This is a genomic window from Micromonospora sp. LOL_024, from assembly GCF_048060415.1.
Taxonomy (GTDB): Bacteria; Actinomycetota; Actinomycetes; order Mycobacteriales; family Micromonosporaceae; genus Micromonospora.
Genome location: NZ_JBHMIS010000001.1, coordinates 378512 through 400472, shown reverse-complemented (window position 1 = coordinate 400472; position 21961 = coordinate 378512). Strand labels below are relative to the sequence as shown.

The following is a 21961-nucleotide window of genomic DNA, read 5'->3' as shown; positions in this document are numbered from 1 at the left end:
AACAGCGCCGTTTGGCGCACCTGCCACCGCTGCGGCGGGCTCGCCCCGCTGGCACCCGATGAGCGTCACTGCCGCCCCTGCCGGCCGGTGGCCCGCTCTCGCCGTTCTGGAAGGAACCGATCGAAGTGATCACTCACCTCACCGCCGCCGAGCCGACCGCCGCTGACCTGGCCGCGATCGACACCGAGTGGCCGCTGATCGCCGCCGAACTCGACGTGCTCGACGCGCAGATCACCATGCTCTACGCCGAGGACCACGGCGGACCGACCGCCCTGGACTGGCGTCGGCTGCGCCGGGCCGAGGCCCGCGTGACCCGCGCCGCCGCCGACCTGGCCGCCCGCAGCACCGACCCGCAGCGTGCGGCCTGATGTCCCGCATCCGCGCCGCCTACTACGACCCCGACGGGACGCGGTACGGCATTCCGACGTTCTGGTGGCGCGGCGCACCGCCGGGCTACGCCACCCGCCGTCAACTGCGCGCCGCCGGCCTGTGCCCCGGTGGCCAGCCGATCGCCGCGCAGATCCTCTGGCGCGGCATCGGGGGCACCCGCACCGCCTACCTGTACCGCCTCGATTTGGCTCGGCCGAAGCGCGCCGCCACCCCCGCGCAGCTGCGCGCGATCCGCGCGGCGTTGACCGCGCGCCGTACCTGCCCGACCTGCGGCACGGTGCGCCCGTACTGCATCCCGCGCTCGCTCGGCGAGTGCGTCGACTGCGCCTACCCGATGGAGGAAGCAGCATGACCGCCCCCACACTCAACGGCACGAAGTATCCGCAGCCGGTAGAGGCACTGCTGCCGGCCGCTCGCGCGCTGGCACTGCCGGACGGGCAGGAGTTTCCGTCCCGCAACCGGCTGATGCGGGAGTTCCGCATCGGCGCGCCGAAGGCCGATGAGCTGTTGGCCCGGTTGCGGGCCGAGCACGCCGACCGGACCCGTACCGACACCCTGCGGACCGCGATGGCCGTCCGGGGTGCGCTGCTGGCACCGCAGACCGACACCGACGCCCCGGCCGCGCCCCGGTTGGATTACGCCGAGCCGATCGGCCCGGACCCGGCACCGACGCCGGTCGTGCCCGAGCACGCGCCGCCGCCCGCCGAGCCGGTGAAGATCCCACCGGCCGCGCCGGTCGCCGAGGCCACGCCGGTCGGTCACCCGGACACGCCCACCCCGCCCGCTACCGGCAAGCCGGACCGTCCGGCGGTGGTGTGGCCGGTAATCCTGCTGGCGCTTCCCGCGTTCGTGGCGATCTGGTCCGGGTGGGTCGGGCTCGGTGGACTGACCGGGTTCGGGGTGGTGCACCCGCTGCCCGGTATCGCGGACGGGTTCGCCATCAACACCGCGATCACCCTGCCGATCGGCGTGGAGACGTACGGCGCGTACGCCCTGTACGTGTGGCTGTCCGGCCGAGTGCCCGAGCGGGCACGGCGGTTTGCGAAGTGGTCGGCCATCGCGTCGCTGCTGGTCGGCGCGCTCGGCCAGGTCGCCTATCACCTGCTGGTCGCCGCCGGTGTCGAGTCGGCCCCGTGGTGGATCACCACCGCCGTGGCGTGCCTGCCGGTGGCGGTGCTCGGCATGGGCGCCGCACTGGCGCACCTCGTTCGCTCGCACGACTAGCCCCGCCCGGCAGCGCAGCTCACGGCCTAGGAACCTCGCTGCGCTGCCGGTCTCACCCCTTCAACCCTCACGGACCTTGGGAGAGAACCTGATGTTGTCACCTCGGCGAGCGCTGCGGAACGCCGTAGCCCGCTGGCGACCCCGCCGCCCGTTTCTGATCGGCACGCCGCTGCGAGCCACGATCACCGCCGCTGCGAGCGGCGGTTACACGCTGCTCATCCAGTACAGCCAGGGCACCGAATGGGTGGACCTGCCGCTGCGCATGGAGGGCTACGACCGGCCCGACGAACGCGAGTTCGACGCCGTGGCCGTTGCTCTGGCCTCGCGTGGCCTCACCCGCACGACGGCGTGGCAGATCGACGCCTACGGCCGCCTGTGCGCCCCCATCGCCGTCAACCGCTGCGGAAAGGAGCCCCGATGACCACCCCGACCCCCGACCCCGACCGTTTCGACTGGCAGGCCGCCGAAGCCGACCTGACCACCGGGCCGGATGCCGAGGTGGTCGACCTGGACGACGCTCGCGCCCGTCGGCAGGCTTCCGTCCCGCCCGGCGGTGGCGGAAGCGACCCGGACGACGATGAGGATGCGGAGAGCGTCGCCGATGATCCGGACCGCGATGGCGGGCCGGTTGACGTCGCCGAGGACATTCCCCGCGATGTGCTGGCCCGGCAGCGGCAGCGGCGGCCGATCCTGGCTGATTGGGCGCGTTCGTGGCGTGGCTTGCGGGCCGCTGTGCGGCATCAGAGCAAGGACGCCGGTTACGTGGCCGCGTACCACACGGTGCGGTTGCCGAAGTACGCGGCGAAGACCGCCGTCTACGCCCCGTTGGGGCTGTTCCGGGGCGTCGGTCGGGCGTTGCACTGGGCCAGCGCCGAGGAAGGGAACTGGCATCTGCGGCAGGCCGCCGCGTCGCGGGGTGACGCGGACACGTGGATGAAGCTGGACGCGCGTCGGCAGCGTCAGACCGTGTGGCGGTGGTGGGTGCTCGCCGGGTCTGCCGGGGCGATGGTGGCCGGTGCGATCGTGCTGGCGCTCGGCCCGTCCTGGTGGCGGTGGGTCGCCCTGGCTGCGGTGCTGCCGCTGCTGGCGACGCTCGGCCGTCCGGCGGACAAGCCGCTGACTGACCGGGTTTCTGAGGGCACGCGGTATCGCAAGCTCACCGCCGAGCTGGTGCGCCGGGCGTTGACGTCGCTGCAACTGCCGGCCATCAATTCCGCGGTGGCCAAGGACGCGAAGGCGATCAGCTTCCCGGTGGACATCCACCGGGACGGCCCCGGCCACCTTGCCGTCGTGGATCTGCCCTATGGGGTGGAGGCGTCCGAGGTGGTCGCCCGGCGGGGCAAGCTGGCCTCGGCGATGCGGCTTCCGCTGGATCAGGTGTGGCCCGAGACGGCACCCGGTCACACCGGACGCCTCGCGTTGTGGGTCGGGTACGAGCCGGCGTCGCAGATGACCCCACCGCCCTGGCCGCTGCTGTCGACCGGGGCGAAGGTCGACCTGTTCAAGGCGTTCCCGTTCGCCACCACCCCCCGGCTGGACACCATCAGCGCGGAAATGATGTTCCGCAACTGGCTGTTCGGTGGCCAGCCCGGATCGGGCAAGACGTTCGCGCTGCGGCTGTTGCTGCTCGCCGCGTCACTCGATCCGCGTGCGGAGATCCGGGGTTACGAGTTGAAGGGCGTGGGGGACTTCGCCGTGTTGGAGCCGGTCATGAGCGAGTACGGCAACGGCTTCGATGACGACACCCTCGCCCGGTGCGCCGCGTTCATCGACTGGCTGTACGAGGAGTGCCGCCACCGCTCCAAGCGCATCGAGCACTACGCGAGGTTGGGCAAGGCACCGGAGAACAAGGTCACCCCGGAACTGGCGTCGCTCAAGGGTCCGGTCTTCACCCCCTCGTCGCCTGGTTCGATGAGCTGCAAGAGCTGATGACCAGCAAGTACGGCAAGGACGCCGGGGAGAAGTTGGAGAAGGTCATCAAGCTCGGCCGGGCGCTCGGCGTGATGATCGCGATCGGTACGCAGATCCCGGACAAGGACAGCTTGCCGACCGGCATCAGCCGCAACGTCAACTCCCGGTTCTGCCTGTCCGTGGCGGACCAGACCGCGAACGACATGATCCTCGGCACCTCGGCCTACAAGCAGGGCTTGCGCGCCACGGTGTTCGTGCCGGTCGATGAAGCAGGGTGGGGCATCCTGCGCGGCTTCGGGCCGAAGGCGTCGGCGGTGAAGTCGTACTACGTCAACACCGCCACCGCCGCCCAGGTGGTCACCCGTGCCGTCGCGCTGCGGCAGTCGGCCGGGACGCTGCCCGTGCCGGACGAGCAGACCCGACAGGTCGCCCCGATCGCCGACGTCCTCGGCGACCTCGCGCAAGTGTGGCCGGGGGATGAGAAGTCGGCATGGAACGACACGCTGTGCGGCCTGCTCGCCGAGCTGCGACCCGACGTGTACGGCGGGTGGGAAGCCGCGCAGCTCACCACCGCGCTCAAACCCCATCCGTCGATCAAGGTCGGCGATGTGGGTCGGCGCATCGATGGCAAGTCGGTCACCCGGCGCGGCATCAAGCACACCGACCTACTCGCCGCGATCGCGGAGCGTGACCGCAAGCGGTCGGCTGACTGACCACCCCGGAGGGTGCTAGCGCTAGCGGCCCGTGCTGCTAGCGCTAGCACCCCCGCTAGCACCAAAACCGAATCATGAGCTGCCATCTAGCGGATAGCAGCTCACAGCCCTTCACGCCCGAAAACCGGCCCAGGAGGCTGTCATGGACCCCCTGACCATCGCCGCTATCACCCTCGCCACCATCCCCGCACTGATCACGCTCGGTTACGGCGTTCTGTGCTGGGTCGCGCCGTTCAAGACCTGCCAGCGGTGCGCGGGCACCGGGCAGACCACGACCCGATTCCTGCGTCGCCCCCGTGCCTGCCGCCGCTGCGACCGGGGCATGAGGCTGCGCACCGGACGCCGCGTCTACAACGCCATGCGCCGGCTGCGCAGCGAGGCGCACCGATGAGCCGCCGCAATGCGGGCCACACGGGCTGGTGCGCCGGTGGCCACCGCTGCAACCTCGGCGAACACCGCTCCGACGAAATCGTGGTCGACGCCGGCCACGCTCGCGCCGTGCTGGTCCGCGTGCGGACCGCCGCCGGCCGCGACCACGCCGAGGTACGCGTCAGGGTGGCGCTCGCCCCGGCCGAGCTGGTGGCCCGCCGTCAGTTGGTCGGCCTACTCGGCGACCTGCGGCACGCCGTCACCCGCGCCGCGATCGCCGCCCGGCCACGGCCGAGGCGGGCCGCGTGATGGCCGGGCCGCGCCGCGATGGCGCTTCCCCGCGCGATGCCCGGCTGTCCGGGTTGGAGATCTGGCTGACTGGCACGCCGGCCGAGCTGGCCGCCGCCACGGCCGCGCTCACTGCCGCCGGGCACCGGATCGCCCAACGCGGCACCCGCCGACCGCTGACTGGCGCTGATGCCGGTCGGTGCCGCCTCTACCTGCGGCTGTCCGTCGCCACCGCCGCCCACCCTTCCGGCCGCACGCCGGCCACCTCGGGTGCGGCGCTGCTCGACCTGGATACCGCCCGCCGTAAGACCGCCTGATCAGGAGAGATCCGCATGTTTGACCTGCTCACCGCTGCGCTCGGCCACGCTGAACGCGGATGGCACGTCTTCCCGCTACGCCCCGACGACAAGCGACCCGCCTTCCCCGGCCATGCTGCCGAGCAGTGCACCGGCCATGACCCGCGATGCCGCGCTGCTGGCCGGCATGTCGGGTGGGAGGACCGGGCCACTACCGACCCGGACCGCATCCGCCGCGCATGGTCGGCCCGGCCGTACGGCATCGGAATCGCGTGCGGGCCGTCTCGGCTCGTGGTGGTCGACCTCGACACCCCGAAACAGCCCGCCGAGGTGAGCCATCGGGACGGCCTGGCGGTGCTCGCCGAGCTGGCCGACGCCCACCGGGCGACCATCGACCCGACCTACACCATCACGACCGGCCGAGGCGGCACTCACCTCTACTACCGCCACCCGGCAGGTGGCCCGGTGCTGCGGAACACGGCCGGGACGCTCGGACCGATGGTCGACACTCGCGCCGCCGGTGGCTACGTCGTTGCCGCCGGTTCGACCGTCGCCGCACGGCCCTACACGGTGGCGCTCGACGTTGATCCCGCGCCGCTGCCCGGGTGGCTCGCCGACCTGCTCGCCCCAGCACCGTTGCCGCCGCAGCGGCCCGTGGTGATCGACCTCGGTAGCGGGCGGGCCGGTGCGTACGTGCGGGCCGCCATCGCCCGGGAAGTCGACCGGGTGACCGCCGCCGCGCCGGGTGAGCGAAACCGCAGTCTGTACGTGGCCGCCGTCGCGCTCGGGCAACTCGTGGCCGGTGGCGCTCTGACCGAGGATGACGCCCAACACCTGCTGGAACAGGCAGGCGTGACAGCCGGGCTGCGCACCGCCGAGGCGTACCGCACCGTCCGATCCGGCCTGACCGCCGGTGCCCGCCGACCTCGGACGGTCGCCGCATGACCCCGCCTGACGACAACCCCGGTTGTCACCGCGCGCCGCAGCTCGACGCGGCAACCGGTCACGTCAGCGAGCTTGCCGCCGCGCTGGCGACCGCCCGCACACCGTCCGATGCACTCGCCGCGCTGGCGGCGTTGGAGGTGGCGTGCCGTGAGGCGCGGGAGTGGCTTGCGGTGGACCTGGTGCTCATCGACGGATGGTCGTTCGCCGACCTCGGCCGCGTCCTGAACGTCACCAGGCAGGCCGCCGCGAAGGCGTACGCCGACCCGGTGAACACCCGCATGCGCCGCACCGTGGTGGGCCGTGATGACGCGGTGGTGATCGTGCCCTGCGGCTCGACGAAAGTCGACCGTCCCGCACCCGCCGGGCGCATGTACACCGGCAGCTACCACCGCGCGTGCCGCCGCGCCGCCGACCGCCTCGGTGGACGGCTGTTCATCCTGTCCGCCCGCCACGGCCTGCTCACCCCGGACACCGTGATCGAACCGTACGAGCAGCGCATGAACACGCCCGGTGCCGTCACGGTGCCGACGTTGCGCGCGCAAGCCCGACGTCTCGGCATCGACACGGCAGGCCGAGTGACCGTGCTCGCCGGCCGCGATTACGCCGACCCGGTGACAGCGGTTTGGCCGCATGCCGTTCGGCCGTTGGACGGCACACGCGGGATGCCCGACCAGATGGCCCGGCTCGCCGAGCTGGCGCGCACGACGACAACCCCGGTTGTCACCCACCGACGCCCCACCGCACCACCGGAAGGACGTGCCGCATGAGCGTCGCCCGTCTCCACCTCGTCACCGACCACCCGCACGCCACCGCCGAGCAGCCGCCGGGCGGGCCGCTGTGGGATGTTCCAGTGCCCTTGACTGGCCCCACCACCGCGCCGCCGCCGTTCCCGGTGGAGGTGTTTCCCCGCTGGTTGGGCGACATGGTGACCGGGGTCGCCCGGTTCACCGCCACCGACCCGGCGATGGCCGGCACCCTCGCCATGGCCGTCCTGTCCGCGTGCGCGGGTGGCCGGCTGGACGTCGAACCCGTGCCCGGGTGGCGCGAGCCGGTGAACATCTTCGCCGCCGTCATCGCCGGCCCCGGCGAACGGAAATCCCCGGTTCACCGGGCGATGACCGCACCCCTGTTCGCCGCACAGTCCACGTTGGCTGAGGCCGCACGGCCTCGGATCGCCGAGGCCGCCGCGTTGCGGGACATCGCTGACAGGCAGGCCGAGCAGGCGAAGACGGCTGCGGCGAAGGCCAGCGACCCGCACAAGCGCGACGAAGCAGCGGCCGAGGCCGTCGCCGCTGCCATCGCCGCCGAGGCCATCACGGTGCCGACGCTGCCGAAACTGATCGTGGACGACGCCACCCCGGAAGCGTTGATCGGGTTGATGGCCGCGAACGGTGGCCGGATGGCGATCATCAGCGATGAGGGCGGGATCTTCGACACCCTCGCCGGCCGGTACTCCGGTGCGCCGAACCTCGACCCGTATTTGAAGGGTCACGCGGGTCAGCCGATGAGCAACGAACGGCAGACCCGCGAAGGCGCATCCGTCGACAAACCGGCGCTCACGGTGTGCGTGATGGCGCAACCGACCGTGCTGCGCAAGTTCGGCGGAAACGCCGACCTGGCCGGGCGTGGCCTACCGGCCCGATTCCTGTTCGCCCTACCCCGATCGCTGGCCGGATATCGGCCGGTGGACACGCCGCCGGTGCCGGAGCAGGTGACCGCCGGCTACCGGCACCGGGTGCACGACCTGGCCGCGACGTTCGCCGAGTGGCCCGACCCGGACGTGGTCACCCTCACCGACGATGCCGGCCGGGTGCGGCGGGCCGCCGCCGAGCAGGTCGAAGCCGAGCTACGGCCCGGCGGCAGCCTGTACGAGATGCGCGAGTGGGGCAACAAGCTCACCGGCGCAACGCTGCGGCTGGCCGGGCTGCTGCACGTCGCGCATCATCCGACCGATGCGTGGCTGCGGCCGATCGACGCCGACCGCATGGGCGACGCCGTACGGCTCGCCGAGTTCTTCGCCGCGCACTACCGGGCCGCGCTGACCGCGATCGGCACGGATAGCGCGGTGGAGAACGCCCGGTACGTGCTCGGCGTGCTCACCGGCAAGGGCATGACCACGTTCACCCGCCGGGAGCTACACCGCCGCGTGGCCCGCCGGCTACCGAAGTCCGATGACGTGTCGGCGGTGCTCGCCGAGCTGGCCGCGCTCGGATGGGTCCGCACCGGGCCGGACGGACGCTACGAACTGCACCCACGCGCCACCGCCGGGCAGGAGCCCGGAAGCGTTGACACGCTGACACCCGACCTCGACAGCAACGTTTCCGCAGTTCAGGACACACGCGACGGTGTCAACGGGTCGCGCTGACAGCCGCTGACAGCCGCTGACAGGCGTTGACAGTCCGCCGTCGGCTCGCCCGGTGTCAACGGGTGTCAACGCCTGTCAACGACACCCGTTGACACCCACGCACCCGTCTTCGCCTGCGGAAACGGCCGCATGTCGGCGGATTGTCAACGTGTCAACGCTTCCCGGCCCGTCGTCGGGCGGCACCGGCATCCGACCGGCTCGCCGGTGGCCGGAAAACGGCCCGCTGAGAGCGCCTGAGAATGCCACGCCCTACACCCTACACCGGGACACCCGAGATCTTGCCTCCACGGCGCTCTCGGCGGGCCGTTCTACGCCATTCTGCGGCGATACCTCCCCTGTACCTACACAAGGTAACCGCAACCGACCGAAAGGCCCTCAGCGTGCGAATCAGGCTGCACGGCACACCCGCTGAAACAGCCGCAGTACTCGCCGCCATCGCCCAAATGCTGCACATCCGCCACGTCTCCCGGCCCTACCCCGACCGCCGATCCCCGATGTTCCAGCGCATCTACATCGACGCCACCGCGAGGGAGGACACCCGCCCATGACCACCACCCGCCGCCCCCCGACCGGGAACCTGCTCACCCTCGCCGAAGTCCTGGACGAACTGCGCGTACCCCGGTCGACCTTCTTCCGCTGGAACGGCAGGCTGTTCGTCACCCGGCGCGGCCCCGGCGGGCGGTACGTGCCCACCGCCGGACAACCGATCCCGAACAACACCTACGGGAAGGCATGGCGCGACGCGCGGGTAAAGGTGCTCACCCCGGCTCAGCAGCGCTCCCCGCTGGCCCGGCGACCGTACGACCTACGGCACGCCGCCGTGTCGCTCTGGCTTAACGCGGGGGTGCCGGCTACCCAGGTCGCCGAGTGGGCCGGACACAGCGTGCACGTGCTTATGCGGGTGTACGCAAGATGTGTCTATGGCCAGGAAGATGCAGCAAGGCAACGCATCGAGGCCGCCCTATCTAATTCTCGTCGGACATGATGTCGTCATGAAGCGCGGTGATCAGTTCGGACCGCTCACGCGAGGCGTCCCGGTTCCTATCGCCCCCGTTGGCGTAGTTGACAATGACCGTGACCGTCTCGATCATCTTCTTGTACAACTCCACGCCGCCCAAGACCGCGACCTCCCCCTCGATCTTGATCAGGCGCTGAACTCGCTCCGTGACCGCAGCATGTCGCTCTCGCCTTCTGTCTACCGACATCTCGGACGCGGCACGCATGTCCTCGGCCGCCATAAATAGCATCTCAATCTCGGAAATGAGATTCGCGTAAAGGGCCCGTTTTGCGGCTGTGGCCGCTCGGCGGTCCTCCGCCGTGTTCTGAAGCTTGAAGATCTCTAGCTGAACCTCTTGAGCTCTCAGGCCAGCGCGTGAGGTGAAATGACCGCTAGCGGCAACCGCCACCGCCCCCACGACAGCACCGAACGCCGTACCTGTGGGTGCTAACCACTCCCATGCCATCCGCCCATCATGCCCAGGCGCGGCAAGCAAGATCATCCGGTGACACGTATGTGACACAGCCAGCGAGATCGAGCGGGCTGCAGCGAGACCGAGTGAGACTCACGAAAAGGCCCCTGACCGGCGTTCTCGCTGGTCAGGGGCCTCTTTGTGCACCTGGTGGCGGGTAGAGGATTCGAACCTCTGTAGCTTTCGCGACGGATTTACAGGGCGTCAGTGATCTTGGTGCACCCAGGTCGCCTCAGCTGCGGTTTTGACTCCGCCGAACGCCCCGTCACGCCTGACTGCCCACCATCTGCCCACGCCCACGCAGGCGGTCTAACCTTCCAGACTTAAGCTTCGACGGTTTTTGGAGGCCGCTGCTTGCGCCAGGACCCGGGCCAAGCCGAGCAGTCGCAGCCGAAAGGTTTCATAGCAAGATCGCTGTTTTTTTGAGTCGGCCGACCGCGCCGACGCGTCCGGGCTGAAGGCCGCCGCGCTGGCGGCTAGGGCAGCAGCGACGCCTGACATGATCAGTTGGAATCGCGACGGGGCCTCCGCGAAGCCGGCAGATGCCGCTGTCCAGGTCGCGCCTGCCGTGACGAAGGCACTCACAACCCTCCGCCGACGCTCACGACTCATTGCCACGGGCACGATAATGGCACTGAGCTGCAACATCACACGAGCGCCTCGCCGATCTTGTCGTTCATGGTGTCGTCGCCGCCGTCGATGCAGTTGGCGTAGACGCGGAGCAGGACGGCGACGCCGTAGCCCAGGCTCCGGGAAACCTCGGCCGGCGGGACGCCGGCATTCAGCCAGAGCGAGGCCGCCGCATGCCGCAGGCCGTACGGCCGGCAGACGAGCCGCGGATAAGCCAGCGACAGCGGGGGCGCGCTGCCGGATCATGTAGCGATGCTCGGTCAGGATGCTATCGCTCGCCTCCAGGACGCCGCTGTCTTCTGGAGCGTTGGTTCCGGCACCGCGGCCCAGGTGATCGAAGCCGCCTGCGAGTGCCTCATCGCGGGCATAGACAGCCCGACTCTCCGGATCCTCGCCGGCATCTCGCCGGTGAAGGGCGAGGAGAATGACGAGCTGCGGGGTTGGCTCGAAGGCGCGCTGTCGGAACTCTCTCTGACTTACTACGGTGAGGGAAGCCGAGAGAGCAAGGAGGAAGCCCTCCGAATCATGGCCCGGCGACTGCTTGCACAGACCATCGCGCCTCGTGATCTCACCTCTTGGGCATACCGATTCATCTCCTACGACGGCACTCCCCTGGCAGCCGAGCTGATCGCATTGGACAACGCCTACGACCTCGTAGCCGCCATCCACGATTGGCAACCGCACACCAGCACCGCAACCAGGGATATCGACGCGGACGTCGTCGGTGAAGCTCGGCGCCTTCTCGGCCACCCAACGACTGCCTAGAAGGACCAAAGCACGAGTGCTCATCCGAGGGCGTCGCCGATCTTGTCGTTCATGGTATCGTCGCCGCCGTCGATGCAGTTGGCGTAGACACGGAGCAGGACGGCGACGCCGTGGCCCAGGCGCCGGGCGACCTCGGTGGGCGGCACGCCGGCATTCAGCCAGAGCGAGGCCGCCGCGTGCCGCAGGTCGTAGGGCCGGCGGACGAGCGGCGAGGCAACGTGCGATTCGGTCAGCGCCTTCTCGCGTGCGAGCTTCCACCACCGGTCGTAGACCGACTCCGACAGCGGCCCACCGTGCAGGCCCCGGAAGAACCGACCGTCCGGGCCAACCCCGTGATTCTCGACGTGCGCGCACAGCAGCTCGACGAGCCGGGGCGGGATCGGGACCGTACGAGTCTCAGCCCTCCCCCGGTGCTTGAGTCCCCGCCGCTCGTGCGAGCCGCCGTCATCGGTCCAGTGCGACCCGGCGCGCGGCGAGGTGCCGGCGAGCACCAGGCGGCCCCAGCGATATTCGATCTTCTCGTGGTCGCAGGACCGGGAAGGCTTGACCGCGGCCAGGTCGTCGAAGTCGGCGCCGCAGTCGGCGCACCGGCCGGCAAGGTCACAATCCTCTCGCCGCAGGTCTGCGGCTTCCGAGGGACGCATCCCCGCGTAGTAGAGGCAGCCGAAGAACGCCGTGACCTTGTCGGCGCGTTTGCCGAGAGATTTCACCGCCTCCAGCAGCGTGGCGACCTGGGCCGGGTTCGCCACCACGCGGCGGTCGATGGACTGGGCGACCTCGGGGGCGGTCCACTGGACCCGGTCGACCGGGTTGGAGGCGATCAGCTCCAGCTCGACGGCGTACCCGAGCACGTTGTAGAAGGTCGCTCGCTTCCGCTGGACGGTGGAGGCGGCCGCGGGCTTGCCGTCGAGGCGTACGCAAAGGCTGTCGAGGACGCGGCGGACCATCGCGGGTGAGTCCAGCTCGACGACCGGAAGGGACGCGGTTTCCAGCCAGGCGAGCGCCGCCGCATGCTCGGCCGGGATCTCCTCGGACCAGCGGCGCGCGTTGAGGCCGTAGAGGTACAGGGCCTCACGGAGCAGGGCGTCAGTCGGTCGGCCCCGCTTTGTCGGCCGGGTCAGGGTCACCGTGATCGAGGTCAGCGCTTCGACGATCGAGCGCCGGGTCTTGGCAGCCGCCCGGGGCCACTTCATCTCGACGTACGCGCGGCCGTGCGCGTACCAGGTGGTGGGGTTCTTGGTTCTGGCCTCGGAGACCGGGCGGCCGGTGGCCGGGTCGAAGGGCTCCCCCGCGTTGGCGGCCTGGACCAGCTCGGCGCGGAACGAGTGCGCCAACGCCTTGGTACGGAACATCTCCTCGAAACGCTGGTTGCTCACCGCCCAGCGGACCCGCCAGGGTCGAGCCTTCCGGTCAGCGCGCTTGCCGATCTCCCAGATCTGGACCTCGTAGCTCTTCACGCGGCGTCCTGCTCCAGGTCACCGAGCCACCGACCGAGCGCCGACCGGCGGACCCGCAGCTGCCCGTTCGGGAGCTTGATCACCCGTGGTCCCTTGCCGGTCTGTCGCCAGTAGAACCAGGTCGAGCGCGGTACGCGCAGTTCGGCGAGCACTTCCGGCACTGTCAACAACTCCTCGTTCACTGCGTTCCCTCCCCGTCGTGCTGTGCGCTGTGCTGAGTTGCCGAAAGGTCTGAATGCTCCTGCGCGGCTCGGTCCTTGGCGGCGAGTAGTTCGGTTCGCCAGCGGGCACGCTCGCTGATCGAGCGCATGAGCCGGTGGGACATCGGGCCCACGTCGGGGTCGTCGGGTCGGGCGAGTTCCCAGGCGTGTCGGGCCCGTTCGGTGGTGGCGCCCTGGTCGTCGATGAGCTGCCCGGTGTCGCTGGCTGTGGCGCTGTCGGTGGTGGTGCCGAGCAGTGCCCGGACCCAGGCCCGTACGTCGTGCTTGTGGTCGGCGAGGGTCTTGCCGGACCAGTCGCGGGAAATGAGGATGCGTCGGCCGCCGATGCCGAGGGTGTCGCGTTGGTGAACCTTGCCCTTGCAACGGCCGGGCTTGAGCTTGGCGTTCGCCTTCTTGGGCTGGATGCCGTAGAGCAGCCAGTTGGCGCACCGGTCGGTGCACGGGGTGATCCGGAGTTGCTGCCAGAGCCGGTCGAGGTGCTTGCGTTGCCGGTCGGTGGTCGCTTTGTGGCAGTCGCCGGTGTTCTTGGTGATGTATTTCGTGACGTACCGGATGGTCCGTTCGGCGTCGTTGGTGCCGGGCATGACGCCACGGGCGTCGACCTGGGTCCCGAAGCGCACGACGTGCACCGGTTCGGCGTCCGGGTCCTCGTCGATGGCGTCGAGGGCTTCGGCCCAGGTGCTCAACGGCTGGCCGGTGTCCGGGTCGGCCCACGCCGCCGCCTGCTCGTCCCAGACCGGGAGGCGGTCGAGGGTGTACCGCTGGACGTCGACCGAGGGCCACCACACCTGGTGGTAGGTCGCCGCCGCGACGGTGCGCAGGATGTCGCGGGGGATGGTGCCTCGGATGGCGAAGTGGGCGTGTGGGGCGAGTCGGCGTTGGGGCTCGACGCAGCCGGCGTACTGGACGTTCCAGCCTTCGCAGCGGCGGAGGTTCTGCCAGAACCGGTCGAGGAGTCGGGGGAAGTGGGCGGCGTCCCAGGCGGCGCGGCGGTAGTCGTACCGGTCGGGGTTGACCGGGGTGCCGTCGGGGCGGACCGGGCCGTAGGAGTCGAGGGTGAGTGTGAGCCACATCGACGGTCGGAAGGTCGAGCCGTCGGGGGCGGTGTAGGTCTTGCCTACGGTGCGTCGCTCGACCTTGCGCCGAGGTAGGTCGGGTGCGTCCTGGCGCCGCTTGGTGGAGCGCTTGCGCCGGCCGCCGGGCTCTTCGTCGGAGTCCTCGGTGACGTGCGGTGGTCCGACGCGCCCGCGCAGGCCCTCAGCGGCGATGGCTTCCTCAACTTCGCCGATGGCTTCGTCGATGTCGGTGACCTGGTCCCACTGGGCGGCGCGGATTGCTTCGTCGCGGGAGAACTCCAGGTGGGCGCGGAACAGGATCAGTGACTTCTGCGCCTCGGTCGCGGGTTCGGGGCCGGGTAGGGGTTCGTCGTCGCGGTGCCAGCCCTCCCGGATCTGGGCCTGTCGCAGCCGGCGGTTCTTCTTCGCGCACGGCCCGCACTTATCCTCACGAGTCGCCCCACAGGGGAGGTCGATGACCTCGGTCAGGCCGGTGTCGAGGTCGGTGCGGCGCATCGCCAGGGGGCGGACGCAGACGCCGTACTCGGCGGCGATCTCCTTGAGGATGTCGACGGAGCGGGGTAGCGCCATGCGGGCCGCCCGCGACCCCGGCCGAGGAATAGCAGCCGGGGTCGGAGCGGTGGGTTCGAGGCCGGGCAGGGTCGGCGCGTTCATCGGTCCACCCCTGGCAGGAGCGGAATGCGGTGGTGGCGGTTGTTGGTCCGCCGGTACTGTCCGGGCTCACCATGAACCCGAGCGGCGAGGTCGAGATGAGCAGCGGTGGCGGAACGACGGTGCTGTGGCGTCCGACCGGGCCGAAGGAACTGGATCTCGTTCGCAAGTCGGGATGGCGGAAATGGCCTCCGCGACTGCCGGACCAGCCGATTTTCTACCCGGTCTTGTACGAGGACTACGCGGTCATGATCGCCCGAGACTGGAACGTGCCCGCCTCCGGCGTGGGGTACGTGACCCGCTTCCACGTTCAGACGGAGTTCGTCAGTCGCTACCCCGTACGGCAGGCCGGTGGTGACTCCATCCTGGAGCTGTGGGTGCCAGCTGAAGAGTTGGACGAGTTCAACGCCCACCTTGTCGGGCCGATCGAGGTTGTGCACGAGTTCCGGTAGCCGGCCAGCGGCGAACATGGCCGTCATCGGATGATCCCGACGACCTGGGGCCGGTTGGGATGGACGACGCCGAGCGGAGGCAACACCGCGGCTGATGCCGGCGGCATCACTGTGGCTGATGCCGCTGGCATCACCGGAGCCGGCGGGACGGGTTCGACAGGCTGCGGCTCGTCGTACCAGTCGCCCTGGGGTTGATCGGGAGCCGTCGGGACGGCGGGGGCGCTGGATAGGACGACCTTGACCAGGGCGAGGAAGGCCAGCGACGGTACGGCGGCGACGATCCAGCCCCAGGCGGAGGGTTCGGCTTCGGCGACCTGGGCGGCGAGGGAGAGCAGGGCGAACGCGACCAGGAGCACGCCGACCAGGCCGACGGGGCGGTTGTCGCGGCGGCGGGCGCGGATCTCCAGGCCGAGGTAGATGGCCATCAGTTCGACGGCTACGGCGTTGGCCCAGCCGATCCAGTGGGGTTGGCCGTGGGCAACGGACAGGTCGTGGACGTGGGTGAAGGCGGCGGCGCCGGCCATGGTGCCGATGGCGAGCAGGATCACCAGGCGTACGGCGGATTCGGCTCGGTCGCGGTTCATCGGCGAGGGCCGGGGTTGCGGATGGTCAGGGTGATGTGGATGCGCTGCCCGTCGAGGTCTCGGCGTCGGTTGACGAAGTGCGCCAGGCCGTGCAGCGCACCAGCGAGCCGTTCCGGGGAGTCGTTCAGTTCGATGTGCAGGGGCTTGATGCGGTGGGTGCCGAGGAAGAAGCGCTTGAGGGACATGGCGGTTATCTCCGGGCCGGGGTGACGCGGGTTCGGATGTGGTCGGGGGGTTCGCCGAGGGAGGCGACCGCTTCGGAGAGGCAGCGCCACAGCGCCCATGCCTCGTCGGGGGTGAGGTACATGCGGCGCCGGCCGCCGCCGACGGCGAGATAGACCGGGTACGGGTCAGTCCGAGCGGGGTCGACACGCACGGACACCGCCGTGGAGGTCGCACCGTCAGCACCGGGGGCACGGAGCCGGTAGAACGTCGGGGCGGTCACCGCGGCTCGCCCCCGTCGGCGTCCCGGTTGAGGATCTGGCGCAGCGAGTCGGGCAGCAGCGGCCCCCGGGTCTGCCGGGGCACAGGCAGCCGGTTTGGTTCGGTCGCGGTTTCCCGGGTGACCTGGGCGAGGATGTCCGCCGCGTCGGCCGGGGCGGGGTACTCGGCGGCCAGCTCGCGGATGTGGTCGTCGGAGATGTAGGAGAACCGGACCCGGGCGGGTTCCGGGATGCCGTCGAGGATCACGTACCCGACGCCCTTGGCCCACCGGGGCATCTGGTCAGCGAGGGCTCCCCGATTGCGGGCACCGTCGCCCAACACCAGGTCGACCTGAGCCGCTTCCGTGAGGCCGAGGGCGATGCGGGTCGGAAACAGGTCCCGGAACGGCAGCACCTCCTTGCGGGGGTCCTGCAACGCGGCCACCACCAGGACGCCGACCCCGGCACCCTGGGACAGCAGCAGCCCGAGCGAGCCGGCGATGCGCTTGCGCAGGTCGACGTCTTGCAGGTACGCCGTCAGTGCCGCCATCTCGTCGATGACGACCACGACCAGGGGGTCAGCCTCAGTCGGGGTGTGCACCCGGACCGTACCGGCCAACCGGGTCTGACGCTCCCGCATGACCGTCACGGCCTCGTCGAGCAGGTCCGCCATCGCCTCGAACGACTTGCAGGCGAACCGGGCGAACAACGGCCGACCCATGGCGAACTCCATCCCGCCCTTCGGATCGATCACCCAGAGCCGCACCAATCCCGAGGTGATGCCGCCGGCCAGTGAACGGACCAGCGACCACAGCACCGAGCCCTTACCGGACCGGGTGGCCCCGCCGATCAGGACGTGCGTGGCGAGCAGGTGCAGAGACCAGACGCCCAGGTCATCCCGCCGAGCCAGCGGCAGCGCGGTGAAGTCCGGGACGGCCGGGGCATCGAACGGGGCCACGACCGGCCGCAAAGCATCGGTGCGGACGAGGACCAGGTAGACCAGCGTTGGCCGGTCCCGGAACCGCACCCGGTCCACCCAGCCCAGCAGCAGCGCCCAATAGCCGGTACGGGTCGGCGCATCATCGGGCCGCTCGGAGTAGACGCGGGCGTGCCGCCGGCCGAAGGCGTACGCGAGATTGGTTGTGACCTTCTGGAAGTCGGCCGGGGTCTGCCCCCGGACCATTCGGACGGTCAGCACGTCGAGGGCCTGATCCGAGCGCACGCGCAGCAGCTCGGGCAGGACGGCCCGATGGTCGTAGGTTGCGGCCAGGCCGCAGAGGGTCATGGCCTCATGCCACGCCCGCCGGTACACGAACACCTGACGGAACCGGCCGAGCAGCGGCCCGGCGAACCACCGCCACCAGGACGCCTCATCGCGCCACCGCCACACCGCCGACACCAACGACGCCAGCACCAGCGGTGCGACCACACCCGACCAGCCGTGCTCGGAGTAGAGCACCACGGCGAGCACGGCCAGACCCACGGCGATCGGGTGGCGCAGGCACCACCAGCAGCCCCGAGCGAGCCACCGCAGTACCAGGCCGAGGAGGACCAGCCACATCGGCAGGTGGAATCGCTTCGGCCGGACGACCACCAGGTCTCCGGCGGAGGTCATCAGCACCTCGCCACGCGGCCGGCGCATCATCGCGCATCCCGCAGCGACACGAACCGACCGGACGCATCCCGGACCGGAGGAAACGGAAGAACGAGCTGCCCGACGCAGCCGGCACACCGACCGTCGGCACCGGTGGTCGGGTCGAACCGTGACTGACACACGCCGCACCGCGGCTGGGCCGGGGCAGCCGAACGCCTACGCTTGGACACGTCACTACCTCTCTCGACAGAGCAGGGGGAAGAGACAGAGGGCGGGGCTGCCGTCCGCCAAGACCTGACAGCCCCGCCCCCACCTGATACGGCTACGCCGCCGCCTTCTTGGCCACGCCCGCCGGGGCACGCATCCCGGTCGCACGCAGCGAGTACGCCATCCGGCCGTTGTTCGCCACGTACGGCGTGACCGTCATGCCCTCGAACTCGACCGCCTCGAACGGCGTACCCGACGGCGGAACCGGCTGGTAGTCCGCCGAGATCTTCACCGTGGTCTCCCTCGACCGCTTCCCGAGTTCCGGGTCCAGGTCCATCACCCGGACCTGCCACACCCGCTGGCCGGTCAGCTTGTCCTTCGCCGGGCTACGCCGGCCGGTCTTCTCGTCGTAGTCCTCGACCTCACCCAGGGACTCGGGCACCAACGCGCACCCCGCCGGGAACACGTCCTCACAACGCACGGCGAACCTCGTACCGCCACGCAGAGCCATCCGCTCAACCTCCAGGTTATTGGCATGTCTGCCAAGTTGAGACTCAAAGGTAGACGGCACTTGGCAGACAAGTCAACAACCCTGCTCAACCAGGCGATCGGTCCAGGAACGATCGCCTGATCACCGCGACATGGTGAAGCCGGCTTCGGTTCTCGTTCGTTAGATTCCGAGAAAGGTACTCGAGAACGAATAGCGAAGTCGGATCAAAGATCTTTGCCGACACTCCAGCACTCGTCTCGACAACGACTTACCGTTGGACTTGCTTCGCACGCCACTAGATTAAAGTCTTTAATCTAGTGATGCGATAGATGCTGCAAGAACCGCGACGAGTAAGATACCGTCTAACGGTGCCGTTAGAGAGTCGGTGAGACGGGTTAGTCGACGAGCCAACCTCGACCTAGACGGCATCGAGGTCTGTACGACTCGAGTCGTACAGACGCACGTGAGGGACGCCCGCCGTGGCCTGCGAAACCAAAGACGGACGCCCCCCACACCTCAGGGCGGTTGGCTCAGCTAGCAGCAGGCTAGAAGGGCCAACCCCCACCCCTGAGCAGCTCCTCGGTCAGGAGTGCGACGAACGTGACGAACCTGATCGGCCCTGCCCACTCGCCTACCACCTTGCGATACCAAGGAGTACCGCGACCCCGGTCCTGACCTCGCCGCTTGCGCTGCTTGGGACTTTTCCGGGGCTTGGGTTTGGTCATCCTCTGCTTCCTCCTACGCGCGGACTTGTCCGCTGATCCCTTGAAGTTCAGGGCACAGCGGAACTGATGCGAAGCGCGTGGATGGGCGATTCTGACGCCCGGAAATCATAACCTCAACACGTATAGAATTGGCAAGCGACACTCATTTACCTCGCGGGGACCGCTACCCCGGCGGACGCTTCGTCCGTTCCGCGCGACACCGTGGGTCGTTGGCAAGGGGTGGCGGCATCGCCGGTCGCAGCGGGCGTAACGCCTCTGCTCAGGGGTATCGCTGGACTCATGGCAGAAGAACGGCAGGGCAGCACGGTGGACGAGTCCCACTCGCGGCCACCTGGTGTAGATGACACCACGGTTGATGCCCTGGGCGAGCTGAGCAAGGCGCTGGAGACCATCCACCGGGTGCGTGGTCACCTGTACTCGGCGCACCAGCTCGTCGGCGGCGCGGATCTCACCCTTGACCGGGTGGTGAAGCTGCTCCGCGAGGCTGGGCACGACGAGACGGCCGACCGGGTCGAGCACGAGCTGTTGGGGCGCAACGTGCTACCTGGCCGGTGGACGTTCCAGATCATGGAGGAGTTCGATGATGGCTACTACGCCGCGTTCCAGGAGATCGAGCGGGACGCGAGGGAGAAGCTGGCCGGCGGCCGGCGGCACATCTACGAGGCAGAGATGAAGGAACGGCGGCGTACCCAGGGCTTGCCGGGGCACGAGGCTACGCCGGAGGGGTGAGCGGTAGACTGTTCGGCAGCATCGAGGCTAGGGCGTTGGCTCTGGCCTCGATGATCCTCATTCGGGCCTGGTACTCGGCCGGCTCGCGGTGTGCGGCCTGGCTGGTGACCTGGCCGGGCCACTTGCGGTAGAGCAGGCCGTATTCGCGGGTGAAGTAGCCGGCGCTCACCGCGTTAGCGGCGAGTAGAAGGCCGGTGTCCTCGGAGGCGGGCAGGGCCATCCAGCCGCCCAGGGCGAAGACGAGATCCCGGCGCAGGCACAGGGTCGCCGGGTGCACGGATGCGCGGTAGTCGTTGGCCTGCCAGAACGACAGGACCGCACCGCGGTCGATGACCCCGCCGGCCGGATCCTTGTCCCATCCGGCGGTCGACCCGTCGGGCAGCAGATCAAGTACCCGCGAGGTGGTCCATCCGATCTGCGGATGCGCGTCGAACGCGGCGATGTCGCGGGCGAGCGCACCAGGGGTCAACTGGTCATCAGCGTCCAGAACCTTGATGAGTTGCCCGGAGACACGGGAAAGCCCGAGGGTACGGGCAACACCGGGTCCCCCTGGTCGACCGGTACCGAGACTGATCCGCGGATCATTGGGCAGCACGTCGACCAGGGCGCCGGTCTGCCCGTCCTCTTGGACGAGCCATTGCCAGTCCCACCCGTCGGGCATCTCCTGCTTGGCCAACGACTCGTAGGCGCCAGCCAGGTACTCGATGCTGGGCGCGTGGACCGGGGTGATGACCGAGACGAGCTGCGTCAAGTTTTCCACCGTTGGAGTTTGTGGGAGTAGACAAGCTCTGTCCGGTCGCCCGGCATCACCACGTCGGCGACCTCGACGACGCGGCCTGTGGTGTCGACCGAAGTCTTCCGCACCGTGAGCACGGAGACGCCAGGGTCGATGTCCAACAGTTCGGCCTCATCCGGGGACGGCGGACGCGCCCGGATCTCGTCGTCGATGCGGTCCAACTCGATGCCGAGCGTGTGGAGCTGGTGTTGCGTACCGCCCGGCCAGGGTTCTTTGCTGGCGTCGAGCAAGTCAGGGTTCGTGGCCACCAGGTCATACGGCAGGTAGGAGTACGACACGGTCAGCGGCGCGTTCTCGTGCCGGGAGGACGTCCAGTAGACCCGGCGCAACAGCGAAGTACCCGGCTCGACCTGCAAAGCCGCCGCCATCTCCGCATCGGCTTCCACGCGGGAGTACTCGGCGTGGAACTTGAGGTCGTCGACGGTCAGGCCGGTGTCGTGCTCGGTGGCACCGGTCTTCAGACGCTCGTCCTCGTCGAGCAGGACGCGATCCTTCTCCCACTGGTACCGCTCGGTGTTGCGACGGCGTACCCGCTGGCGGGGTGCCCGTACGTAGGTCCCGCGCCCCTGTTCCGCGCGGACCAGGCCCCATTCCCGGAGCTGCCGGATGGCGTTGCGGACGCTCGTGCGGGACAGGCCCGAGGTGTCGGCCAACTCGGTCTCGCTGGGCATCAGAGTGCCGGGGGCAAGTTCGCCGTTCACGATCTTCGCCCGCAACTCTTCGGCGAGTTGCAGGTAGCGAGGGCGCCAGTCCCGACCTTGCACACCGGTCACCGTACCCCCTAGACGTTCCAACGTCTGCCAGGTGGTCCCGCCAGCGGGCCGCTCGGGCACCGGAGGCACCGCCACCGCTACCCGCGGTGATTGCACCCGTCGAGGGCCGGGGGTACGAGGGGAAGCTTTGCTCCGGTGGTTGTTGGCGGTCATCGCGTCTCCCCCGTCTGTCCGCGTCGACCAAGCGGTGCCAGCATCACCCGTCGCGCGTGCGTCAGTTCCTCTATGAGCCGGTCAACCTGCGTCGCCGACAGGAGCACGGCTTGCGTCGCGCCGTAGCGGGTCGCGTCGAGCTTGACCGCCAGGTCCCGGCGCGCGAACCGATCGACGAGCAGTTGCAGGCTGACCCAGCCGGTCTGCTCCCGCCCGACAGTGGCGAGAAGCCCGCGATGCATCGGCTCGTTCGGTCCGCAGCCCCG

General features: G+C 69.6%; 26 protein-coding genes and 2 pseudogenes. 16 read left to right on the top strand and 12 right to left on the bottom strand.

What is annotated here, in order from left to right:
* Positions 1–125 precede the first annotated feature (125 nt).
* From ACFHWY_RS01930 to ACFHWY_RS01870, 13 genes and pseudogenes are all read left to right on the top strand, one after another.
* Complete coding sequence (locus ACFHWY_RS01930) at positions 126–368, top strand: DUF6284 family protein (RefSeq protein ID WP_416578317.1); 243 nt, start codon at positions 126–128, stop codon at positions 366–368.
* Positions 368–742, top strand: a complete 375-nt coding sequence (locus ACFHWY_RS01925; RefSeq protein WP_416578316.1) for an RRQRL motif-containing zinc-binding protein — start codon at positions 368–370, stop codon at positions 740–742. The genes ACFHWY_RS01930 and ACFHWY_RS01925 overlap by 1 nt, the downstream gene beginning before the upstream one ends.
* The gene (locus ACFHWY_RS01920) at positions 739–1614 is read left to right on the top strand and encodes an ABC transporter permease (RefSeq protein ID WP_416578315.1); all 876 of its coding nucleotides are present in this window, start codon (positions 739–741) and stop codon (positions 1612–1614) included. The genes ACFHWY_RS01925 and ACFHWY_RS01920 overlap by 4 nt, the downstream gene beginning before the upstream one ends.
* Before the next feature lie 91 nt (positions 1615–1705).
* A complete protein-coding gene (locus ACFHWY_RS01915) occupies positions 1706–2035 on the top strand; it encodes a hypothetical protein (RefSeq protein WP_416578314.1) in 330 nt (109 codons plus the stop codon).
* Positions 2032–4238 (top strand): annotated as a pseudogene (locus ACFHWY_RS01910) (cell division protein FtsK). The gene ACFHWY_RS01915 and the pseudogene ACFHWY_RS01910 overlap by 4 nt, the downstream one beginning before the upstream one ends.
* Positions 4239–4380: 142 nt before the next feature.
* The gene (locus tag ACFHWY_RS01905) at positions 4381–4629 is read left to right on the top strand and encodes a hypothetical protein (RefSeq protein WP_416578313.1); all 249 of its coding nucleotides are present in this window, start codon (positions 4381–4383) and stop codon (positions 4627–4629) included.
* A complete protein-coding gene (locus ACFHWY_RS01900; RefSeq protein ID WP_416578312.1) occupies positions 4626–4916 on the top strand; it encodes a hypothetical protein in 291 nt (96 codons plus the stop codon). The genes ACFHWY_RS01905 and ACFHWY_RS01900 overlap by 4 nt, the downstream gene beginning before the upstream one ends.
* Complete coding sequence (locus ACFHWY_RS01895; protein ID WP_416578659.1) at positions 4916–5212, top strand: hypothetical protein; 297 nt, start codon at positions 4916–4918, stop codon at positions 5210–5212. The genes ACFHWY_RS01900 and ACFHWY_RS01895 overlap by 1 nt, the downstream gene beginning before the upstream one ends.
* Before the next feature lie 15 nt (positions 5213–5227).
* Positions 5228–6136 (top strand): bifunctional DNA primase/polymerase, encoded by a 909-nt coding sequence (locus ACFHWY_RS01890; protein ID WP_416578311.1) that lies wholly within the window; start codon positions 5228–5230, stop codon positions 6134–6136.
* On the top strand, positions 6133–6903 hold the full coding sequence (locus ACFHWY_RS01885) for a DUF6884 domain-containing protein (protein WP_416578310.1): 771 nt from the start codon (positions 6133–6135) through the stop codon (positions 6901–6903). The genes ACFHWY_RS01890 and ACFHWY_RS01885 overlap by 4 nt, the downstream gene beginning before the upstream one ends.
* Entirely contained in the window at positions 6900–8501 is a 1602-nt protein-coding gene (locus tag ACFHWY_RS01880; RefSeq protein WP_416578309.1) for a YfjI family protein, read from the top strand. The genes ACFHWY_RS01885 and ACFHWY_RS01880 overlap by 4 nt, the downstream gene beginning before the upstream one ends.
* A gap of 380 nt (positions 8502–8881) precedes the next feature.
* The gene (locus ACFHWY_RS01875; protein WP_416578308.1) at positions 8882–9049 is read left to right on the top strand and encodes a hypothetical protein; all 168 of its coding nucleotides are present in this window, start codon (positions 8882–8884) and stop codon (positions 9047–9049) included.
* 92 nt (positions 9050–9141) lie between these two features.
* A pseudogene (locus ACFHWY_RS01870) lies at positions 9142–9486 on the top strand (integrase); the annotation flags it as partial.
* Here the strand turns inward: ACFHWY_RS01870 and ACFHWY_RS01865 are convergent.
* Positions 9467–9964: a hypothetical protein gene (locus ACFHWY_RS01865; RefSeq protein ID WP_416578307.1), complete on the bottom strand. Its 498-nt coding sequence runs from the start codon at positions 9962–9964 to the stop codon at positions 9467–9469. The pseudogene ACFHWY_RS01870 and the gene ACFHWY_RS01865 overlap by 20 nt on opposite strands.
* A gap of 888 nt (positions 9965–10852) precedes the next feature.
* Between ACFHWY_RS01865 and ACFHWY_RS01860 the strand changes: the two genes are divergently transcribed.
* Positions 10853–11365 (top strand): hypothetical protein, encoded by a 513-nt coding sequence (locus ACFHWY_RS01860; RefSeq protein WP_416578306.1) that lies wholly within the window; start codon positions 10853–10855, stop codon positions 11363–11365.
* A gap of 20 nt (positions 11366–11385) precedes the next feature.
* On the opposite strand, the gene ACFHWY_RS01855 is transcribed toward ACFHWY_RS01860, so the two are convergent.
* Genes ACFHWY_RS01855 through ACFHWY_RS01845 form a run of 3 tightly spaced genes read right to left on the bottom strand, consistent with a single transcriptional unit; the run spans position 11386 to position 14773 of the window.
* A complete protein-coding gene (locus ACFHWY_RS01855) occupies positions 11386–12822 on the bottom strand; it encodes a tyrosine-type recombinase/integrase (RefSeq protein ID WP_416578305.1) in 1437 nt (478 codons plus the stop codon).
* A complete protein-coding gene (locus tag ACFHWY_RS01850; protein WP_030329852.1) occupies positions 12819–13004 on the bottom strand; it encodes a helix-turn-helix transcriptional regulator in 186 nt (61 codons plus the stop codon). Before ACFHWY_RS01850 ends, ACFHWY_RS01855 begins: the two co-directional genes overlap by 4 nt.
* Entirely contained in the window at positions 13001–14773 is a 1773-nt protein-coding gene (locus tag ACFHWY_RS01845) for a replication initiator (RefSeq protein WP_416578304.1), read from the bottom strand. The genes ACFHWY_RS01850 and ACFHWY_RS01845 overlap by 4 nt, the downstream gene beginning before the upstream one ends.
* A gap of 95 nt (positions 14774–14868) precedes the next feature.
* Between ACFHWY_RS01845 and ACFHWY_RS01840 the strand changes: the two genes are divergently transcribed.
* Positions 14869–15222, top strand: a complete 354-nt coding sequence (locus ACFHWY_RS01840; protein WP_416578658.1) for a hypothetical protein — start codon at positions 14869–14871, stop codon at positions 15220–15222.
* Positions 15223–15245: 23 nt separating this feature from the next.
* Here ACFHWY_RS01840 and ACFHWY_RS01835 read toward each other — a convergent pair whose 3' ends face one another.
* From ACFHWY_RS01835 to ACFHWY_RS01815, 5 genes are all read right to left on the bottom strand, one after another.
* Positions 15246–15806 (bottom strand): DUF2637 domain-containing protein, encoded by a 561-nt coding sequence (locus ACFHWY_RS01835; RefSeq protein WP_416578303.1) that lies wholly within the window; start codon positions 15804–15806, stop codon positions 15246–15248.
* Positions 15803–15991: a hypothetical protein gene (locus ACFHWY_RS01830; protein WP_416578302.1), complete on the bottom strand. Its 189-nt coding sequence runs from the start codon at positions 15989–15991 to the stop codon at positions 15803–15805. Before ACFHWY_RS01830 ends, ACFHWY_RS01835 begins: the two co-directional genes overlap by 4 nt.
* A gap of 5 nt (positions 15992–15996) precedes the next feature.
* A complete protein-coding gene (locus ACFHWY_RS01825; RefSeq protein ID WP_416578301.1) occupies positions 15997–16251 on the bottom strand; it encodes a hypothetical protein in 255 nt (84 codons plus the stop codon).
* Positions 16248–17870 carry an FtsK/SpoIIIE domain-containing protein gene (locus tag ACFHWY_RS01820; RefSeq protein ID WP_416578657.1) on the bottom strand — a complete coding sequence of 541 codons (1623 nt, stop codon included), beginning with the start codon at positions 17868–17870 and terminating at the stop codon, positions 16248–16250. Before ACFHWY_RS01820 ends, ACFHWY_RS01825 begins: the two co-directional genes overlap by 4 nt.
* A gap of 274 nt (positions 17871–18144) precedes the next feature.
* Entirely contained in the window at positions 18145–18540 is a 396-nt protein-coding gene (locus ACFHWY_RS01815) for a transcriptional regulator (protein ID WP_416578300.1), read from the bottom strand.
* A gap of 983 nt (positions 18541–19523) precedes the next feature.
* Here ACFHWY_RS01815 and ACFHWY_RS01810 point away from each other — a divergent pair.
* Positions 19524–19973: a hypothetical protein gene (locus tag ACFHWY_RS01810; RefSeq protein WP_416578299.1), complete on the top strand. Its 450-nt coding sequence runs from the start codon at positions 19524–19526 to the stop codon at positions 19971–19973.
* Here the strand turns inward: ACFHWY_RS01810 and ACFHWY_RS01805 are convergent.
* The 3 genes from ACFHWY_RS01805 to ACFHWY_RS01795 all read right to left on the bottom strand — a co-directional run bounded on the left by ACFHWY_RS01805 (position 19957) and on the right by ACFHWY_RS01795 (position 21937).
* Positions 19957–20733, bottom strand: coding sequence for a glycosyltransferase family 2 protein (locus tag ACFHWY_RS01805; protein WP_416578298.1), 777 nt, complete (start codon positions 20731–20733; stop codon positions 19957–19959). The two genes, ACFHWY_RS01810 and ACFHWY_RS01805, sit on opposite strands and share 17 nt — an antisense overlap.
* Positions 20721–21542: a GntR family transcriptional regulator gene (locus tag ACFHWY_RS01800; protein ID WP_416578297.1), complete on the bottom strand. Its 822-nt coding sequence runs from the start codon at positions 21540–21542 to the stop codon at positions 20721–20723. The genes ACFHWY_RS01805 and ACFHWY_RS01800 overlap by 13 nt, the downstream gene beginning before the upstream one ends.
* A gap of 149 nt (positions 21543–21691) precedes the next feature.
* Positions 21692–21937: a precorrin-4 C11-methyltransferase gene (locus ACFHWY_RS01795; RefSeq protein WP_416578296.1), complete on the bottom strand. Its 246-nt coding sequence runs from the start codon at positions 21935–21937 to the stop codon at positions 21692–21694.
* Between the last annotated feature and the right edge of the window lie 24 nt (positions 21938–21961).

Bases quoted from the DNA above. Each gene is read 5' to 3' on its own strand.
- ACFHWY_RS01830 (WP_416578302.1), bottom strand. From the start codon at position 15,991: ATGTCCCTCAAGCGCTTCTTCCTCGGCACCCACCGCATCAAGCCCCTG.
- ACFHWY_RS01835 (WP_416578303.1), bottom strand. From the start codon at position 15,806: ATGAACCGCGACCGAGCCGAATCCGCCGTACGCCTGGTGATCCTGCTC.
- ACFHWY_RS01925 (WP_416578316.1), top strand. From the start codon at position 368: ATGTCCCGCATCCGCGCCGCCTACTACGACCCCGACGGGACGCGGTAC.
- ACFHWY_RS01840 (WP_416578658.1), top strand. From the start codon at position 14,869: ATGAGCAGCGGTGGCGGAACGACGGTGCTGTGGCGTCCGACCGGGCCG.
- ACFHWY_RS01865 (WP_416578307.1), bottom strand. From the start codon at position 9,964: ATGGCATGGGAGTGGTTAGCACCCACAGGTACGGCGTTCGGTGCTGTC.
- ACFHWY_RS01810 (WP_416578299.1), top strand. From the start codon at position 19,524: ATGGCAGAAGAACGGCAGGGCAGCACGGTGGACGAGTCCCACTCGCGG.
- ACFHWY_RS01815 (WP_416578300.1), bottom strand. From the start codon at position 18,540: ATGGCTCTGCGTGGCGGTACGAGGTTCGCCGTGCGTTGTGAGGACGTG.
- ACFHWY_RS01905 (WP_416578313.1), top strand. From the start codon at position 4,381: ATGGACCCCCTGACCATCGCCGCTATCACCCTCGCCACCATCCCCGCA.
- ACFHWY_RS01880 (WP_416578309.1), top strand. From the start codon at position 6,900: ATGAGCGTCGCCCGTCTCCACCTCGTCACCGACCACCCGCACGCCACC.
- ACFHWY_RS01795 (WP_416578296.1), bottom strand. From the start codon at position 21,937: ATGCATCGCGGGCTTCTCGCCACTGTCGGGCGGGAGCAGACCGGCTGG.
- ACFHWY_RS01820 (WP_416578657.1), bottom strand. From the start codon at position 17,870: ATGCGCCGGCCGCGTGGCGAGGTGCTGATGACCTCCGCCGGAGACCTG.
- ACFHWY_RS01895 (WP_416578659.1), top strand. From the start codon at position 4,916: ATGGCCGGGCCGCGCCGCGATGGCGCTTCCCCGCGCGATGCCCGGCTG.
- ACFHWY_RS01920 (WP_416578315.1), top strand. From the start codon at position 739: ATGACCGCCCCCACACTCAACGGCACGAAGTATCCGCAGCCGGTAGAG.
- ACFHWY_RS01860 (WP_416578306.1), top strand. From the start codon at position 10,853: ATGCTCGGTCAGGATGCTATCGCTCGCCTCCAGGACGCCGCTGTCTTC.
- ACFHWY_RS01915 (WP_416578314.1), top strand. From the start codon at position 1,706: ATGTTGTCACCTCGGCGAGCGCTGCGGAACGCCGTAGCCCGCTGGCGA.
- ACFHWY_RS01900 (WP_416578312.1), top strand. From the start codon at position 4,626: ATGAGCCGCCGCAATGCGGGCCACACGGGCTGGTGCGCCGGTGGCCAC.
- ACFHWY_RS01885 (WP_416578310.1), top strand. From the start codon at position 6,133: ATGACCCCGCCTGACGACAACCCCGGTTGTCACCGCGCGCCGCAGCTC.
- ACFHWY_RS01845 (WP_416578304.1), bottom strand. From the start codon at position 14,773: ATGAACGCGCCGACCCTGCCCGGCCTCGAACCCACCGCTCCGACCCCG.
- ACFHWY_RS01890 (WP_416578311.1), top strand. From the start codon at position 5,228: ATGTTTGACCTGCTCACCGCTGCGCTCGGCCACGCTGAACGCGGATGG.